Origin of the sequence: Citrobacter sp. Cpo040 (assembly GCF_030332915.1) — a bacterium.
Lineage (GTDB): Bacteria > Pseudomonadota > Gammaproteobacteria > Enterobacterales > Enterobacteriaceae > Citrobacter > Citrobacter portucalensis.
Genome location: NZ_JAOWGX010000034.1, coordinates 1,684,872 through 1,700,736, shown reverse-complemented (window position 1 = coordinate 1,700,736; position 15,865 = coordinate 1,684,872). Strand labels below are relative to the sequence as shown.

The 15,865-nt window shown below is 54.7% G+C and carries 12 protein-coding genes; 6 read left to right on the top strand and 6 right to left on the bottom strand.

What is annotated here, in order from left to right; genetic code table 11:
- The first annotated feature begins 126 nt into the window (after nt 1-126).
- The 5 genes from purL (at nt 127) to glnB (ending at nt 8,593) form a co-directional block, all read left to right on the top strand.
- A complete protein-coding gene (purL, locus tag OGX86_RS12815; RefSeq protein WP_048225083.1) occupies nt 127-4,014 on the top strand; it encodes a phosphoribosylformylglycinamidine synthase in 3,888 nt (1,295 codons plus the stop codon).
- 649 nt (nt 4,015-4,663) lie between these two features.
- On the top strand, nt 4,664-6,094 hold the full coding sequence (gene qseE, locus OGX86_RS12810) for a two component system sensor histidine kinase QseE/GlrK (protein WP_286640188.1): 1,431 nt from the start codon (nt 4,664-4,666) through the stop codon (nt 6,092-6,094).
- Nucleotides 6,095-6,116: 22 nt separating this feature from the next.
- Nucleotides 6,117-6,860 carry a two-component system QseEF-associated lipoprotein QseG gene (gene qseG / locus OGX86_RS12805; RefSeq protein WP_003835304.1) on the top strand — a complete coding sequence of 248 codons (744 nt, stop codon included), beginning with the start codon at nt 6,117-6,119 and terminating at the stop codon, nt 6,858-6,860.
- Entirely contained in the window at nt 6,860-8,194 is a 1,335-nt protein-coding gene (gene glrR / locus OGX86_RS12800) for a two-component system response regulator GlrR (protein ID WP_304502732.1), read from the top strand. Before qseG ends, glrR begins: the two co-directional genes overlap by 1 nt.
- 60 nt (nt 8,195-8,254) lie before the next feature.
- The gene (glnB, locus tag OGX86_RS12795; RefSeq protein ID WP_002914032.1) at nt 8,255-8,593 is read left to right on the top strand and encodes a nitrogen regulatory protein P-II; all 339 of its coding nucleotides are present in this window, start codon (nt 8,255-8,257) and stop codon (nt 8,591-8,593) included.
- Nucleotides 8,594-8,694: 101 nt separating this feature from the next.
- On the opposite strand, the gene hmpA is transcribed toward glnB, so the two are convergent.
- Nucleotides 8,695-9,885 (bottom strand): NO-inducible flavohemoprotein, encoded by a 1,191-nt coding sequence (gene hmpA, locus OGX86_RS12790; protein ID WP_284105826.1) that lies wholly within the window; start codon nt 9,883-9,885, stop codon nt 8,695-8,697.
- A gap of 326 nt (nt 9,886-10,211) precedes the next feature.
- On the opposite strand from hmpA, the gene glyA reads away from it, so the two are divergent.
- Entirely contained in the window at nt 10,212-11,465 is a 1,254-nt protein-coding gene (glyA, locus tag OGX86_RS12785) for a serine hydroxymethyltransferase (RefSeq protein ID WP_003835277.1), read from the top strand.
- Between the two features lie 92 nt (nt 11,466-11,557).
- Here the strand turns inward: glyA and hcaD are convergent, their stop codons facing one another.
- The 5 genes from hcaD to hcaE are packed head-to-tail and all read right to left on the bottom strand — an operon-like array spanning nt 11,558 to nt 15,775.
- Entirely contained in the window at nt 11,558-12,760 is a 1,203-nt protein-coding gene (hcaD, locus tag OGX86_RS12780; protein WP_136392230.1) for a phenylpropionate dioxygenase ferredoxin reductase subunit, read from the bottom strand.
- 9 nt (nt 12,761-12,769) lie between these two features.
- Nucleotides 12,770-13,582, bottom strand: coding sequence for a 3-phenylpropionate-dihydrodiol/cinnamic acid-dihydrodiol dehydrogenase (gene hcaB, locus OGX86_RS12775; protein WP_128316406.1), 813 nt, complete (start codon nt 13,580-13,582; stop codon nt 12,770-12,772).
- On the bottom strand, nt 13,579-13,899 hold the full coding sequence (gene hcaC, locus OGX86_RS12770; RefSeq protein ID WP_003037633.1) for a 3-phenylpropionate/cinnamic acid dioxygenase ferredoxin subunit: 321 nt from the start codon (nt 13,897-13,899) through the stop codon (nt 13,579-13,581). The genes hcaB and hcaC overlap by 4 nt, the downstream gene beginning before the upstream one ends.
- Nucleotides 13,899-14,417, bottom strand: coding sequence for a 3-phenylpropionate/cinnamic acid dioxygenase subunit beta (gene hcaF, locus OGX86_RS12765; protein WP_168978064.1), 519 nt, complete (start codon nt 14,415-14,417; stop codon nt 13,899-13,901). The genes hcaC and hcaF overlap by 1 nt, the downstream gene beginning before the upstream one ends.
- Nucleotides 14,414-15,775 (bottom strand): 3-phenylpropionate/cinnamic acid dioxygenase subunit alpha, encoded by a 1,362-nt coding sequence (gene hcaE / locus OGX86_RS12760; RefSeq protein ID WP_286640162.1) that lies wholly within the window; start codon nt 15,773-15,775, stop codon nt 14,414-14,416. The genes hcaF and hcaE overlap by 4 nt, the downstream gene beginning before the upstream one ends.
- Nucleotides 15,776-15,865 lie beyond the last annotated feature (90 nt).

Here is a 15,865-nt window from a genome sequence, read left to right as displayed (position 1 = left end):
TTTGATGATAAGTGACGGTCGTGATTTTATTTCGACGCAAACGGTTTCGTCGGCGCGGTAGATTCTTTATAATGACGCCCGTTTCCCCCACTTGGGCACACCGAAAGCTTAGAAGACGAGAGACTTATGATGGAAATTCTGCGTGGTTCACCTGCACTGTCTGCATTCCGTATTAACAAACTGCTGGCACGTTTTCAGGCTGCCAACCTCCAGGTCCACAACATTTACGCCGAGTACGTCCATTTTGCCGATCTGAATGCACCGTTAAATGAAGATGAGCACGCGCAGCTTGCACGCCTGCTGAAATATGGTCCTGCTCTGCAAAGCCACGCCCCGGAAGGCAAACTGCTGCTGGTTACGCCTCGCCCTGGCACCATCTCCCCGTGGTCTTCTAAAGCGACTGATATTGCCCACAACTGCGGTCTGCACCAAATTAGCCGCCTGGAACGTGGCATTGCCTGGTATGTAGAAGCCTCTACGCTGACCGCTGAGCAATGGCAGATGGTGGCCGACGAACTGCACGACCGCATGATGGAGACTGTTTTCTCTGCGCTGAATGATGCCGAAAAACTGTTTGCCCATCACCAACCGGCGCCGGTCTCCAGCGTTGATCTACTGGGTGAGGGGCGTCAGGCGCTGATCGACGCTAACCTGCGTCTGGGTCTGGCGCTGGCGGAAGACGAAATTGACTATCTGCAGGATGCGTTCACCAAACTGGGACGTAACCCGAACGATATTGAACTGTACATGTTTGCGCAGGCCAACTCTGAGCACTGTCGCCACAAGATTTTTAACGCCGACTGGGTTATCGATGGTAAACAGCAGCCTAAGTCGCTGTTCAAGATGATCAAGAATACCTTCGAAACCACGCCGGACCACGTGCTGTCTGCCTATAAAGACAACGCTGCGGTAATGGAAGGCTCTGAAGTGGGCCGCTATTTTGCCGATCACAAAACCGGCCGCTACGATTTCCATCAGGAGCCAGCCCACATCCTGATGAAGGTAGAAACCCATAACCACCCAACCGCCATCTCTCCATGGCCGGGCGCGGCAACCGGATCCGGCGGTGAAATTCGTGATGAAGGCGCAACAGGTCGCGGTGCAAAACCGAAAGCCGGGCTGGTGGGCTTCTCTGTTTCCAACCTGCGTATTCCTGGCTTTGAACAGCCGTGGGAAGAAGATTTCGGCAAACCGGACCGTATTGTTACCGCGCTTGATATCATGACCGAAGGCCCGCTGGGCGGCGCGGCGTTTAACAACGAATTTGGTCGTCCGGCGCTGACCGGCTACTTCCGTACCTATGAAGAAAAGGTCAACAGCCATAACGGCGAAGAGCTGCGCGGTTACCATAAACCGATCATGCTGGCAGGCGGGATCGGTAACATCCGTGCCGATCACGTGCAGAAGGGCGAGATCGTCGTTGGCGCTAAGCTTATCGTCCTCGGCGGCCCGGCAATGAACATTGGCCTTGGCGGCGGGGCAGCCTCCTCTATGGCTTCTGGCCAGTCTGATGCCGATCTTGATTTCGCTTCCGTACAGCGTGACAACCCGGAAATGGAACGTCGTTGCCAGGAAGTTATCGACCGTTGCTGGCAGATGGGGGATGCGAACCCGATTCTGTTTATCCATGACGTTGGCGCGGGTGGACTGTCTAACGCTATGCCGGAGCTGGTAAGCGATGGTGGTCGCGGCGGTAAGTTCCAGCTGCGCGATATCCTCAGCGACGAGCCGGGTATGAGCCCGCTGGAAATCTGGTGTAACGAATCCCAGGAACGCTACGTGCTGGCGGTTGCTGCCGATCAATTGCCGCTGTTTGACGAACTGTGTAAGCGCGAGCGCGCGCCGTATGCGGTTATTGGTGAAGCTACCGAAGAACAGCATCTGACCTTGAGCGACAGCCACTTCGACAACCAGCCGATCGACATGCCGCTTGATGTGCTGCTGGGTAAAACACCGAAAATGACCCGCGATGTGCAGACGCTGAAAGCCAAAGGCGATGCCCTGAATCGTGGTGAAATCTCGATTGCAGATGCGGTTAACCGCGTGCTGCATCTGCCGACTGTCGCGGAGAAAACGTTCCTCGTGACCATCGGTGACCGTACCGTTACCGGCATGGTTGCGCGTGACCAGATGGTTGGTCCATGGCAGATCCCGGTCGCTAACTGCGCGGTCACTACCGCAAGCCTCGATAGCTACTACGGCGAAGCAATGTCTATCGGCGAACGCGCTCCGGTTGCGCTACTGGATTTCTCTGCCTCTGCGCGTCTGGCGGTCGGTGAAGCGCTGACCAACATTGCGGCAACGCAGATTGGCGACATCAAACGTATTAAGCTGTCGGCAAACTGGATGGCGGCTGCGGGTCACCCTGGTGAAGATGCTGGCCTGTACGAAGCAGTAAAAGCCGTTGGGGAAGAGCTATGCCCGGCGCTCGGCCTGACCATTCCAGTGGGTAAAGACTCTATGTCGATGAAAACTCGCTGGCAGGAAGGTAACGAGCAGCGTGAAATGACCTCGCCACTGTCGCTGGTGATTACCGCCTTTGCCCGCGTAGAAGATGTGCGCCACACCATTACCCCGCAGCTGTCTACTGAAGACAACGCCCTGCTGCTGATTGACCTCGGTCTTGGTCACAATGCGCTGGGCGCTACGTCGCTGGCGCAGGTTTACCGTCAACTGGGCGATAAGCCTGCCGACGTGCGTAACGTTGAGCAACTGAAAGGCTTCTACGATGCGATTCAGGCGCTGGTCGCTGCGCGTAAGCTGCTGGCCTATCATGACCGTTCTGACGGCGGTCTGCTGGTTACGCTGGCGGAAATGGCCTTCGCCGGTCACTGCGGTATTGACGCTGATATCCACTCTCTGGGTGAAGATCGTCTGGCGGCGCTGTTCAACGAAGAACTGGGTGCGGTGATTCAGGTTCGTGCTGCTGAGCGTGAGGCGGTGGAAGCGATTCTGGCTGCCCATGGCCTGGCAGACTGCGTACACTTCCTCGGTAAAGCCGTTGAAGGTGATCGTTTCACCCTGACCGCTAACGGCCAGCCGGTGTTTAGCGAAAGCCGTACAACCCTGCGTATGTGGTGGGCGGAAACCACCTGGCAGATGCAGCGTCTGCGTGACAATCCGGAATGCGCCGATCAAGAACACGACGCTAAAACCAACGATGCGGACCCTGGTCTCAACGTTAAACTGTCGTTTGATATCAACGAAGATGTTGCCGCTCCGTACATCGCCACCGGTGCGCGTCCCAAAGTGGCCGTACTGCGCGAGCAGGGCGTGAACTCCCACGTTGAAATGGCAGCAGCCTTCCACCGTGCGGGTTTCGACGCCATCGATGTGCACATGAGCGACCTGCTGGGCGGACGTATCGGCCTGGGTAACTTCCAGGCGCTGGTGGCCTGCGGCGGCTTCTCTTACGGCGATGTGCTTGGCGCTGGTGAAGGTTGGGCGAAGTCGATTCTGTTCAACAACCGCGTCCGTGATGAGTTCGAAACCTTCTTCCATCGCCCGCAAACGCTGGCACTCGGCGTGTGTAACGGTTGTCAGATGATGTCTAACCTGCGTGAGCTGATCCCAGGAAGCGACCTGTGGCCGCGCTTTGTGCGTAACCATTCCGACCGCTTTGAAGCCCGCTTCAGTCTGGTCGAAGTGACGCAAAGCCCATCCTTACTGCTTGCCGATATGGTGGGTTCGATGATGCCGATTGCCGTTTCTCACGGTGAAGGTCGTGTGGAAGTGCGTGACGGTGCGCATCTGGCTCAGCTTGAGAGCAAAGGTCTGGTGGCGCTGCGCTACGTTGATAACTTCGGTAAGGTGACCGAGACCTATCCGGCTAACCCGAACGGTTCGCCGAACGGTATTACTGCAGTGACCACTGAAAATGGTCGCGTCACCATTATGATGCCGCACCCGGAACGTGTGTTCCGTACCGTGAGCAACTCCTGGCACCCGGAAAACTGGGGCGAGGATAGCCCGTGGATGCGTATTTTCCGCAACGCGCGTAAACAGCTCGGTTAATTCGCTCAATAGTCATCAAGCCCCTCTTCGCGAGGGGCTTTTTTTTGTCTGCCGGATGAAACCCGCCTGATGACGCTACGCTTATCAGGCCTACAGGGAAAATGCGGTTGTAGGCCGGATAAGGCGTTCACGCCGCCATCCGGCAATAAACTCAGCGCTTGCACCTAAAAGTAAAGTGTCGGGAAATGCCGACATGGATAGGGTTGTGGTGTCGTCAAAAAGAGACGTTTAATTATTTGATTTAATAGGGATTTGTTTTTAAGTGCTGCAAGTGTTGCTGATTGGAGACAGAAAGAACAAAAAACAGCCAGAATTGTTATTTGTGAAAATAATAATATTTTTCATACTTATCATTGTGTTAATAAAGTGTTTTGAATATTGGCACAGATGCTGCATAATATTAACCAGTGGCTCATTCACCTTCTTATGTCAGCCCCTTCGGGACGTGCTACATAAACTTCGAATGACGCACAACAAGGTGCCTGCCGTCCAACATCTGATATTAGCATTGCTCATATCAACCTCCGGGCGAAACGTCGAGTTAGGCACCGCCTTATTCCATAACAAAGCCGGGTTAATCCCGGCTTTGTTGTATCTGGCGTTCCCCTCAGTTAGCATCAATCTATTCCTGTCCATTGAGAGTAACGCCTTGAAGCGCTGGTCAGTTTTTCCCCGATCTTTACGTCAATTGGTGACGTTGGCCTTCTTGCTTATCCTGCTGCCGTTGTTAGTTCTGGCCTGGCAGGCATGGCAAAGTCTGAATGCCCTGAGCGCGCAGGCTGCGCTGACAAACCGCACCACGCTGATTGATGCCAGACGCAGCGAGGCGATGACCAACGTCGCGCTGGAGATGGAGCGCAGCTATCGGCAATACTGCGTGCTTGATGACCCAACATTGGCCAGGGTCTACCAAAGCCAGCGTAAACGCTACAGCGACATGCTGGATGCGCATGCGGGGGGGTTGCCGGATATCAAGCTCTACCAGGCGTTGCGTCAGGATCTTAACGATCTCGCGCAGTTGCAGTGTAAAAACAGTGGTCCTGACAGTGTGTCGGCTGCACGGCTGGAAGCGTTCGCCAATGCCAATACCGAGATGGTGCAAGCGACGCGTACCGTGGTCTTTTCTCGTGGGCAGCAGTTACAGCAGGAAATAGCCGAACGCGGGCAGTTTTTTGGCTGGCAGGCACTGGTGCTGTTTCTCGTCAGCCTGGCGATGGTCTTGCTGTTTACCCGCATGATTATCGGTCCGGTGAAGGGCATTGAACGGATGATCAACTGTCTGGGAGAAGGGCGCTCGCTGGGGGATAGTGTATTATTTACCGGGCCACGGGAATTGAGATCCGTGGGGCAGCGTATCATCTGGTTAAGCGAACGCCTCTCCTGGCTTGAGTCGCAACGGCATCAGTTTTTACGCCATCTTTCCCATGAGCTGAAAACACCGCTGGCGAGCATGCGCGAAGGTACCGAATTGTTGGCCGATCAGGTGGTTGGCCCGTTAACACCGGAGCAAAAAGAGGTGGTCGGTATTCTGGATGACAGCAGCCGTAACCTGCAAAAGCTGATTGAACAACTCCTCGATTACAACCGCAAGCTGGCTGATGACGAGGTGGAACTTGAAAGTGTGGAAATCGCGCCGCTGGTGGAAAGCGTTGTTTCTGCGCATAGCCTGCCCGCTCGCGCCAAAATGATACATACTGATGTTGCGCTTGCGGTGAACACCTGCCTGGCAGAACCGATGCTGTTGATGAGCGTGCTGGACAATCTTTATTCCAATGCGGTGCACTATGGTGCTGAATCCGGTAACATTTGGATCCGCAGCAGTTTGCATGGCTCAACGGTATACATCGATGTAATGAATACCGGCACACCGATTCCAGAAGCAGAACAGACCATGATCTTCGAGCCTTTTTTCCAGGGGAGTCATCAGCGAAAAGGGGCGGTAAAAGGAAGCGGGTTGGGGCTAAGCATTGCCAGAGATTGCATCCGCCGTATGCGGGGCAAGCTGTATCTGGTTGATGACCATGCGCAAAACGTTTGTTTTCGCATAGAACTGCCGCTAGCTGCTGCGAAAAATCACTAAAATAAACCTAAGTCTGGTGAGTATGCCATACGTTGTTGTCCGAATGCTTAAACGACATTTTCTTCGTCGCGTCATCCTCGCAAGCCTGCCGTGCCTGGCGCTGGTTGGTTGTGTCCCGAACGCGGTGAATCATATTATCGGCGATCCCTCGCAGGAGAAAATTCCGCCTAATCAACTGGCGGACTACCTTGCAACCGACTGTACGGATATCTGGTCGCTGTCTGGCCAGTCTACAGAAACCAATCCGTTGTACTGGCTGCGGGCGATGGATTGTGCCAATCGCCTGATGCCGGTGCAGGCGCGTAGTGAAGCCAGCACCCTGATGACAGATACCTGGCAGGGCGCTTTCAGGCGTGGAATTTTGCTCGATAATGCCAACATTACGCCGCCAGAAAGGCGGGAGGCTGTTACGCGCCTCGATGCGTTAAGCCCGCAAATTCCGCCACAGGTACGCCCGCTGTATCAGGTCTGGCGCAGCAGCCAAACGTTGCAGTTGCAGCTTGCCGAAGAGCGTATGCGCTACAGTAAACTCCAGCAGGCGTCCGACAGCGATCTCGATACGCTGCGTCAACAGCAGCAGCATTTGCAGTCCCAGCTCGATCTCACGACCCGCAAGCTGGAGAATCTGACCGATATTGAGCGCCAGCTTTCCACGCGCAAACCTGGCGGTAACTACAATCCTGATGCGCTGCACGGGAACGATAAACTCACTACGCCTGATAACGAAGAAGGCGCAGCGCCGTCTGCCGATGAGGTTACGCCATGATAAGCCGTAAGCCCGCGCATCTGCTGCTGGTGGATGACGATCCGGGCCTGTTGAAATTACTTGGAATGCGACTGACCAGCGAAGGCTACAGCGTCGTGACCGCGGAAAGTGGGCAGGAAGGGTTACGGGTGCTGAACCGTGAAAAAGTGGATCTGGTTATTAGCGATCTGCGGATGGATGAAATGGATGGCATGCAGCTGTTTACTGAAATCCAGAAAGTACAGCCTGGGATGCCGGTGATTATCCTGACCGCTCACGGCTCCATCCCGGACGCCGTTGCGGCGACCCAGCAAGGGGTGTTCAGTTTCCTCACTAAACCAGTCGACAAGGACGCGTTATATCACGCGATTGACGGGGCGCTGGAACAGTCTGCGCCCGCCACCGATGACAGCTGGCGCGAATCTATCGTTACCCGCAGCCCGCTGATGCTACGCCTGCTGGAACAGGCGCGAATGGTGGCGCAATCGGACGTTAGCGTCTTGATCAACGGTCAAAGCGGAACCGGGAAAGAAGTTTTCGCTCAGGCTATTCACAACGCCAGCCCACGCAGCCAAAAACCTTTCATTGCCATTAACTGCGGCGCGTTGCCGGAACAACTGCTGGAATCAGAACTGTTTGGTCATGCGCGCGGTGCTTTTACCGGTGCGGTGAGCAATCGTGAAGGGCTGTTTCAGGCCGCGGAAGGCGGCACGCTGTTTCTCGATGAGATTGGCGATATGCCTGCGCCGTTACAGGTGAAACTGTTGCGCGTATTGCAGGAACGAAAAGTCAGACCGTTGGGCAGTAACCGCGATATCGACATTGATGTGCGGATCGTTTCTGCGACCCACCGCGATTTACCCAAAGCGATGGCACGGGGCGAATTTCGCGAGGATTTGTACTATCGCCTCAATGTGGTGAGCCTGAAGATCCCTGCGCTGGCCGAGCGTACGGAAGATATTCCGCTGCTGGCGAACCATCTGCTGCGCCAGTCTGCTGAACGGCACAAACCGTTCGTACGCGCCTTTTCAACCGATGCCATGAAGCGGTTAATGACCGCCAGTTGGCCGGGCAACGTGCGTCAGCTGGTCAACGTAATTGAGCAGTGCGTGGCGTTGACCTCTTCGCCGGTGATCAGCGACGCGCTGGTGGAGCAGGCGCTGGAAGGGGAAAACACCGCGCTGCCGACCTTTGTTGAGGCGCGTAACCAGTTTGAGCTCAACTATCTGCGTAAGCTGCTGCAAATCACCAAGGGCAATGTGACCCACGCGGCAAGAATGGCGGGGCGCAACCGCACCGAATTCTATAAATTGCTTTCTCGGCACGAGCTGGATGCAAACGATTTCAAAGAATAAATCTGCGGATTATGTTAGCTTTATTCGATCAAAAGACAGGCGACCTTTTCAAGGAATAGCATGAAAAAGATTGATGCGATTATTAAACCCTTCAAGCTGGACGACGTCCGCGAAGCGCTGGCAGAAGTCGGCATTACCGGTATGACTGTGACAGAAGTGAAAGGTTTTGGCCGTCAGAAAGGCCATACCGAGTTGTACCGTGGCGCGGAATATATGGTGGATTTTCTGCCGAAGGTAAAAATTGAAATTGTGGTTACCGACGACATCGTCGATACCTGCGTCGACACCATTATCCGTACTGCCCAGACCGGCAAAATTGGTGACGGTAAGATTTTTGTCTTCGACGTGGCACGCGTTATTCGTATTCGTACCGGTGAAGAAGACGACGCGGCAATCTAAGCCGCGCCGTTAATTTGTAGGCCTGATAAGCGTAGCGCATCAGGCAGAGTGATTGCCGGATGGCGGCGTAAACGCCTTATCCGGCCTACTCGCGTAACACATTACAAGACTTTGTGCGGACCGAAGCATTCGTAATGAATGTTCTCGTTTTTCACGCCCAGACCGACCAGCTGCTTCGCGGCGAACTGCATGAAACCAACCGGACCGCACAGATAAAACTGCATCGCCGGATCGCTGATTGCGCTTTCCAGTTTGTTCAAATCCATCAGACCTACGCTATCAAACGCACCTTTCGCACGATCGGCTTCGGTTGGCTCACGATACCAGGTGTGTGCGCTAAAGCGTGGCAGCGTTTTGCCGAGCTCGTTGACTTCATCAGCGAAGGCATGCACGTCACCATTTTCTGCCGCGTGGAACCAGTTAACCTGCGCCGTATGCTTCGCTTTTGCCAGCGTATCCAGCATCGCCAGCATTGGGGTTTGTCCCACGCCCGCGGAGATCAGAGATACCGGGGTGTCGGTCGTGACGTCCATAAAGAAATCGCCCGCAGGTGCGGCCAGGTGAACAACGTCGCCAACATTCGCATGGTTGTGCAGCCAGGTTGAAACCTGACCACCGTCTTCACGCTTAACCGCAATACGGTAGCCTTTGCCATCGGGTTTACGGGTCAGTGAGTACTGACGAATTTCCTGATGCGGGAAACCTTCCGGCTTTAACCAGACGCCCAGATATTGCCCCGGATGATATTCAGCTACTGCGCCACCGTCGACAGGTTCAAACTCAAAGCTGGTGATAAGTGCACTGCGTGGGGTTTTTGCCACGATGCGGAAAGGACGGGTACCTTCCCAGCCGCCATTTTTATTGGCATTTTCGCTGTAAATCTGCGCTTCACGGTTGATGAAAACGTTCGCCAGCACGCCATATGCTTTGCCCCACGCATCCAAAACTTCCTGGCCTGGGCTGAACATTTCGTCCAGCGTTGCCAGTAAATGGCCACCCACGATGTTGTACTGCTCGGGTTTAATCTGGAAGCTGGTATGCTTCTGTGCGATTTTCTCAACAGCCGGCAACAGTGCCGCCAGATTTTCGATATTGCTGGCATACGCGGCAATAGCATTAAACAGCGCTTCACGCTGATCGCCATTACGCTGATTACTCATGTTGAAGATTTCTTTCAGCTCTGGGTTATGCGTAAACATGCGGTCGTAGAAATGGGCGGTCAGCTTCGGGCCTGTTTCAACCAGCAGGGGAATGGTGGCTTTCACTGTAGCGATGGTTTGTGCGTCAAGCATACGGTCTTCCTTTATCTGAGACTTTAATGATGTATGTCAAATGCATCTTATAAAAAATACCCTTGCATTGTAAATGGTTCTTTGTAACTTTGCGTTGTAAAGGTTACATCGTGAAAAATCTGCATCACAAACCTGAAAAGAAATCCGTTGAAATTCAGCAGACCTTTGTTCTCCAAAGCCTTGCGTACCATGAAGGTAATCGTTTGCGTAAAATCCTTTGTCAAGACCTGTTATCGAAGAATGATTCGGTTATACTGTTCGCCGTTGTCCTACGGACCGCCTTTTAAGGCCGAAAATTTTATTGTTAGCTGAGTCAGGAGATGCGGATGTTAAAGCGTGAAATGAACATTGCCGATTATGATGCCGAACTGTGGCAGGCTATGGAGCAGGAAAAAGTACGTCAGGAAGAGCACATCGAACTGATCGCCTCCGAAAACTACACCAGCCCGCGTGTTATGCAGGCGCAGGGTTCTCAGCTGACCAACAAATATGCTGAAGGTTATCCGGGCAAGCGCTACTACGGCGGTTGCGAGTACGTTGATATCGTTGAGCAACTGGCTATCGATCGTGCAAAAGAGCTGTTTGGCGCTGACTACGCTAACGTACAGCCGCACTCTGGTTCTCAGGCTAACTTCGCTGTTTATACCGCTCTGCTGCAACCGGGCGATACCGTTCTGGGTATGAACCTGGCACAAGGCGGCCACCTGACTCACGGCTCCCCAGTTAACTTCTCCGGCAAACTGTACAACATCATCCCTTACGGTATTGATGAGTCCGGTAAAATTGACTACGAAGACATGGCTAAGCAGGCCAAAGAGCACAAACCGAAGATGATCATCGGCGGCTTCTCTGCTTACTCCGGTGTTGTTGACTGGGCAAAAATGCGTGAAATCGCTGACAGCATCGGAGCATATCTGTTCGTCGATATGGCGCACGTTGCGGGTCTGATTGCCGCAGGCGTTTATCCGAACCCGGTTCCACACGCACACGTTGTGACCACCACCACCCACAAAACCCTGGCGGGTCCACGCGGTGGCCTGATCCTGGCGAAAGGCGGTGACGAAGAGCTGTACAAAAAACTGAACTCTGCTGTGTTCCCAAGTGCGCAGGGCGGCCCGCTGATGCACGTGATCGCGGCGAAAGCTGTGGCGCTGAAAGAAGCGATGGAGCCTGAGTTCAAGGTTTATCAACAGCAGGTTGCCAAAAACGCCAAAGCGATGGTGGAAGTGTTCCTGAACCGTGGCTACAAAGTGGTTTCTGGCGGTACTGAAAACCACCTGTTCCTGCTGGATCTGGTTGATAAAAACCTGACCGGTAAAGAAGCTGATGCCGCGCTGGGCCGTGCTAACATCACCGTTAACAAAAACAGCGTACCGAACGATCCGAAGAGCCCGTTTGTGACTTCCGGTATCCGTATCGGTTCTCCGGCTGTGACTCGCCGTGGCTTTAAAGAAGCTGAAGTGAAAGAGCTGGCTGGCTGGATGTGTGACGTTCTGGACAACATCAATGACGAAGCTGTTATCGAGCGCGTCAAAGGTAAAGTGCTGGATATCTGTGCACGTTTCCCGGTTTACGCGTAAGTAATACGGATTGCCAGATGGTGGTGTAAACACCTTTTCCGGCCTACAGGTAACTCACATGTAGGCCGGATAAACGAAGTGCCATCCGGCAGTTATATTGACTTAAGCAAGATTGTTTCATCGATTAAAGTCGCCACTGGCGGCTTTTTCTTTGCCTGAATCCATTTTCTCAATAAACGTATTTCTCGGCCCTGATTCAACGTTACTGCCCCAACAATCACGCCATCCTGTAGGTTAAACCATATTGCTCTCTGCGCATCTGAATTGCCGCGTATGAGCCAGTTCTCACCCTGCATTTCGCCGATAAACTGTAGATTATCACGGTACTGATCGGTCCAGAACCAGCCCAGCGTTGCTGCTGGCTGCGGTTGATTGAGCATCGCGGCGGCGGCAACCTGTGCCTGAAAATTGGCGTTTTCCCAGCTTTCCACGCGTACTAACGAACCGTCAGCCTGGCGCGTTATCGCTACGTCACCGGCGGCGAAAATCGCGGGATCGGAGGTGGTGCAGGCGGCATCAACGATAATGCCGTTCACTGTCTCCAGTCCCGCTTCGCGGGCCAGCATATCGTTCGCCACGATACCGATACCATAGATCACCGCATCGGCGGTGAGAGTTTCGCCGTTTTGCAGCATGAGCGAGAGACACTCTCCCGCTTCGGCATGCTCAATAGCGCTGTTAAGCAGTACCCGCACGCCCGCAAGTTGGTGGCGGGCTAGCAGGTAGTCGCGCACCGGAGCAGGCGCGTTGCGGCCCATGACCGTTGGCGCCAGCTCCACCACTGTCACCTGACAGCCGCGTTGAGTCGCGCTGGCCGCCAGTTCCAGACCAATGGTGCCCGCACCGACAATGACAATCGACTTGCCCGGCAATAAATTGTCGCGCAGGCGCTCGGCATCGCCCGCGTGGCGCAGGGTGAAGCAACGATCGCCCAGCTTATCCAGTTGCGGAAAGGGGCGTGCCGCAGCGCCCGTTGCAATCAGTAGCCGATCCCATGGATAACTCTGCCCATTAGCCAGCACCAACTGATGGGTTTGGCGGCCGAGCGTCTGCACAGTAACCCCCAGATGCAGCTGTACGTTGTGTTCCCGCCACCAGTCAGCGGGGAGTATCGGCTGAAGTTGCGGATTGTCGTCCAGTAGCATTGCTTTGGAGAGCGGTGGGCGTTCATAGGGCAGATGCTGCTCATCGGAAAACAGGTGTAATTCGCCGTCAAAACCTTGTTGGCGCAGTGCAGCGGCAGCCATAGCCGCCGCCTGACCGCCGCCGACGATAGCGATAGTTTTTGGGTTCATAACGTCTCCTCAGAGATCCAGTCCGGCGGCGACGTGACGAATACCGCGAATACCCAGACCGGCGTCGGCATTGATCATCACGCCACTTAATGTGCGGTTGTTGCGTTTTGACGCCAGCATTACATACGGGCCGGTAAAATCCGCAGGCTCAGGGAAAAACTGTAGCGGCAAAATAGCGGCGATTTTTTCCGGCGTCAGCGACTGCATAATCGATGTATCGTTTTGTCCCAGCGCCTGCGGGCCGCGTAGATCTGTCGCCATACCGCACGGACCGACACCGTTAACACGTACCTTTGGTGCCAGCTCGTAGGCCAGCTGGCGAATCAGCCCGGTAGCCGCATGTTTGCTGGCGGTATACAGCGGGCCGCCGCCGCCGGGATACCATGACGCATTGGACAGGGTAAAGATGATGCTGCCTTCGCTGGCGATAAGCGCAGCGGCACAGGCTTTCGCGCCCAGCAGATAGCCCAGCACGTTGACGTTAAACAGCTCATGAAAGCCGCTCTCCAGCGCATCCGCAGACGTATTGACCAACGAGGCATTGTGATCCCATATCCCCGCATTTCCGATAAAACAGTCCAGCGTACCGTAATGCGTCAGGATTTGATCTACCGCGCGCTGATAGTCGGCGTAGCAGGTGACGTTGCCTTCGATTGCCAGCACATGTTCGCCAAAGCGCTGACGCAGGCTGGCAACTTTAGCTGGCGACAGCTCCAGTGTGGCGACCCGCGCACCTTCTTCGATGAAACGCTCGACCAGCGCCAGGCCAAGACCGGAGCCGCCGCCGGTGATAAAGACCACGTTATCGCGTAAATCGCTCATCTTGCGTCCTCTGGAATATCAACAAACACATCGCTACCGTCCACATATACCGCGTAGGTGGTTAGCGGATCGGTGGCGGGTAGACACAACGCCTTGCCGGTTTTCAGGCAAAAACTGGCGGCATGCAGCGGGCATTCCACCGTAGCGTCGTCTTCCAGATAGCCTTCCGACATCGAGGCGTTACCGTGGCTACAGCGATCGTTAATGGCATAGAACTCGCCGCCAACGTTGAACAGCGCGATGACGGGCGAGGTATCAAGCCGGAGCGCTTCACCCTCCGGCAAATCCCCTACGGGGCAAGCATAAACACGACTCATCAGAACAGTACACTCAGGTTATGGGAGGTGATCACCGCTTGATCCAGCACGATCTCACGCTCCAGTAAGCGCCACTCATCGCCCGGCAAACGGCGCACTTTGTCTATGCGCATGCCGACGTAAAAGGTTTCATCGCGCTCTTTTTGCGCGCGATACAGCAGATAATTAAGGCGCACGGCAAAGACGTCGGGAACTCCAGTTTCATTGACCTGGCAGTTGCTGATCAGGTGCCGGGTACGCGACGGTGGCTCTTCCGCCCAGGCCATGCCGGTTTCCAGCCGCGCGATACGACGTTCGAGCTGGTCTTTGTTGTCGTTGAAAATCCAGGTGGTCGGCGGCTGCACGCCTTTGCGACGATCGCGCGTCTGGGCATTGACCGTCGTACGCATGGTGTAGCGAATGTCTTCATCCAGTTGTGCCAGCCAGTCACGAAACTTCCAGTCATCCAGCAGGCTGGCTTCATGGTAGAGAAACTGTGTAATGCGGTGGTGTAGTTCCTGAGAAACGAAGGTGCTCATTTCATCACCTCCTGCTGGTAAGCTGCGGTTTTCTCCTGCACTTCCTGCCAGCTTTCGCTGCTGAGCAAATCGGCCCAGCGCTGATACATGCCGCGCGCGGCTGTTTCCGAAAAGATGTAGTTGGTGATCCCCGGAATGCCGTCTTCACGACGTTTCTCCTGGCCAAGCCCCATTTCCAGACACAACTTGGTGTTGCGTGCGCGATGACCCTTCAGCAGTTTTTGAATTTCACACCAGTTTTCCGAGTCGTCCTGCTCCAGGAATCCGGCGGGGCCAAAGGCGCGCGTGGCGCTGTTTTCAAACGCAGCTTTCACTTCATTAGAGGCGGCTTTATCGGTAATACAGAATGCCCACACTTCAACTTGATCCGGCCCGCGCGGATGCCAGACCCTTAAGGTGGCAGTACCGTTGAGCCAGGAAAGCGTTGGGAAAATGTTGTTGTGACCGGCCAGACGCAGGGCGCGAACTTTACCCAGACGCTGCTCGGCTTCCGCGTAGGTGTCGCGGTAATAGCTGGAGACTTCGCCGTCGACCCAGACGTTGGCATCGGGATTTTCGGTAAAGAAAAATCCGCTGCCGTGCCCATCCTGACCGAACTGTAGCGCGTCTTTGGCGGTTTCCCACACCGGGCGGGCGGTTTGTCCGTCGCCCAGGCGCTTGTCGCTGCCGTCGTCTTTTGCCCCCAGCACCTGCACGGCCGAGGCATGGCTGAACAGCGCGTGATACTGGTCGCTGGCAAACTGTTCGGCGGGGAATTTCCAGTTACAATCGATGGTCCACTTTTGTACGCCACCGACGATTTCGGTGCCGCCTTCACGACGATCCAGCACACCGTCGAGATACCAGGCGATATCGCCGAGATAATCGCGCAACGTAGGCGCGGAGGTATCCCAGTTGCCGAAAATCAGTCCCTTGTAGCTCTCTACGCCAGGAACTTCGTTCAGCCCCCAGTGTGATTTGCACAGCCCTTGCGGGTAGGCGCGCGGTTCCAGCGGGACGTCGATCAGATCGCCGTTAATGCCGTACGACCAGCCGTGATACGGGCAGGTGAAGGCGCGGGTATTGCCGCAGTCGGCGTAGCTGACGCGCATTGCGCGGTGGCGACACTGGTTGAGAAACGCTTTGATGCTGCCGTCTTTCTGGCGAACCACCACAACCGCATCCTCGCCCATGTAGGTGTTAAAAAAATCACCGGGTTTGGGGATTTGGCTTTCGTGGGCGAGAAATAACCAGCAGCGTCCGAAGATGCGTTCCAGTTCCAGTTGGTAAATTTCAGGGTCGGTATAAATTCGTGGGGTTACGCGACCGTTTTGCGAGTCGATCAGTTGGTAGATGTCTAAATTTGAGGGTGTGGTCATATTTTTTAATCCTGAAAGCTAAGATGTATTGACCTTCTTTTTTTGTACCCTAAGGATGTTGCTGGTTAGTTATCAATCTGTGAAATAGTA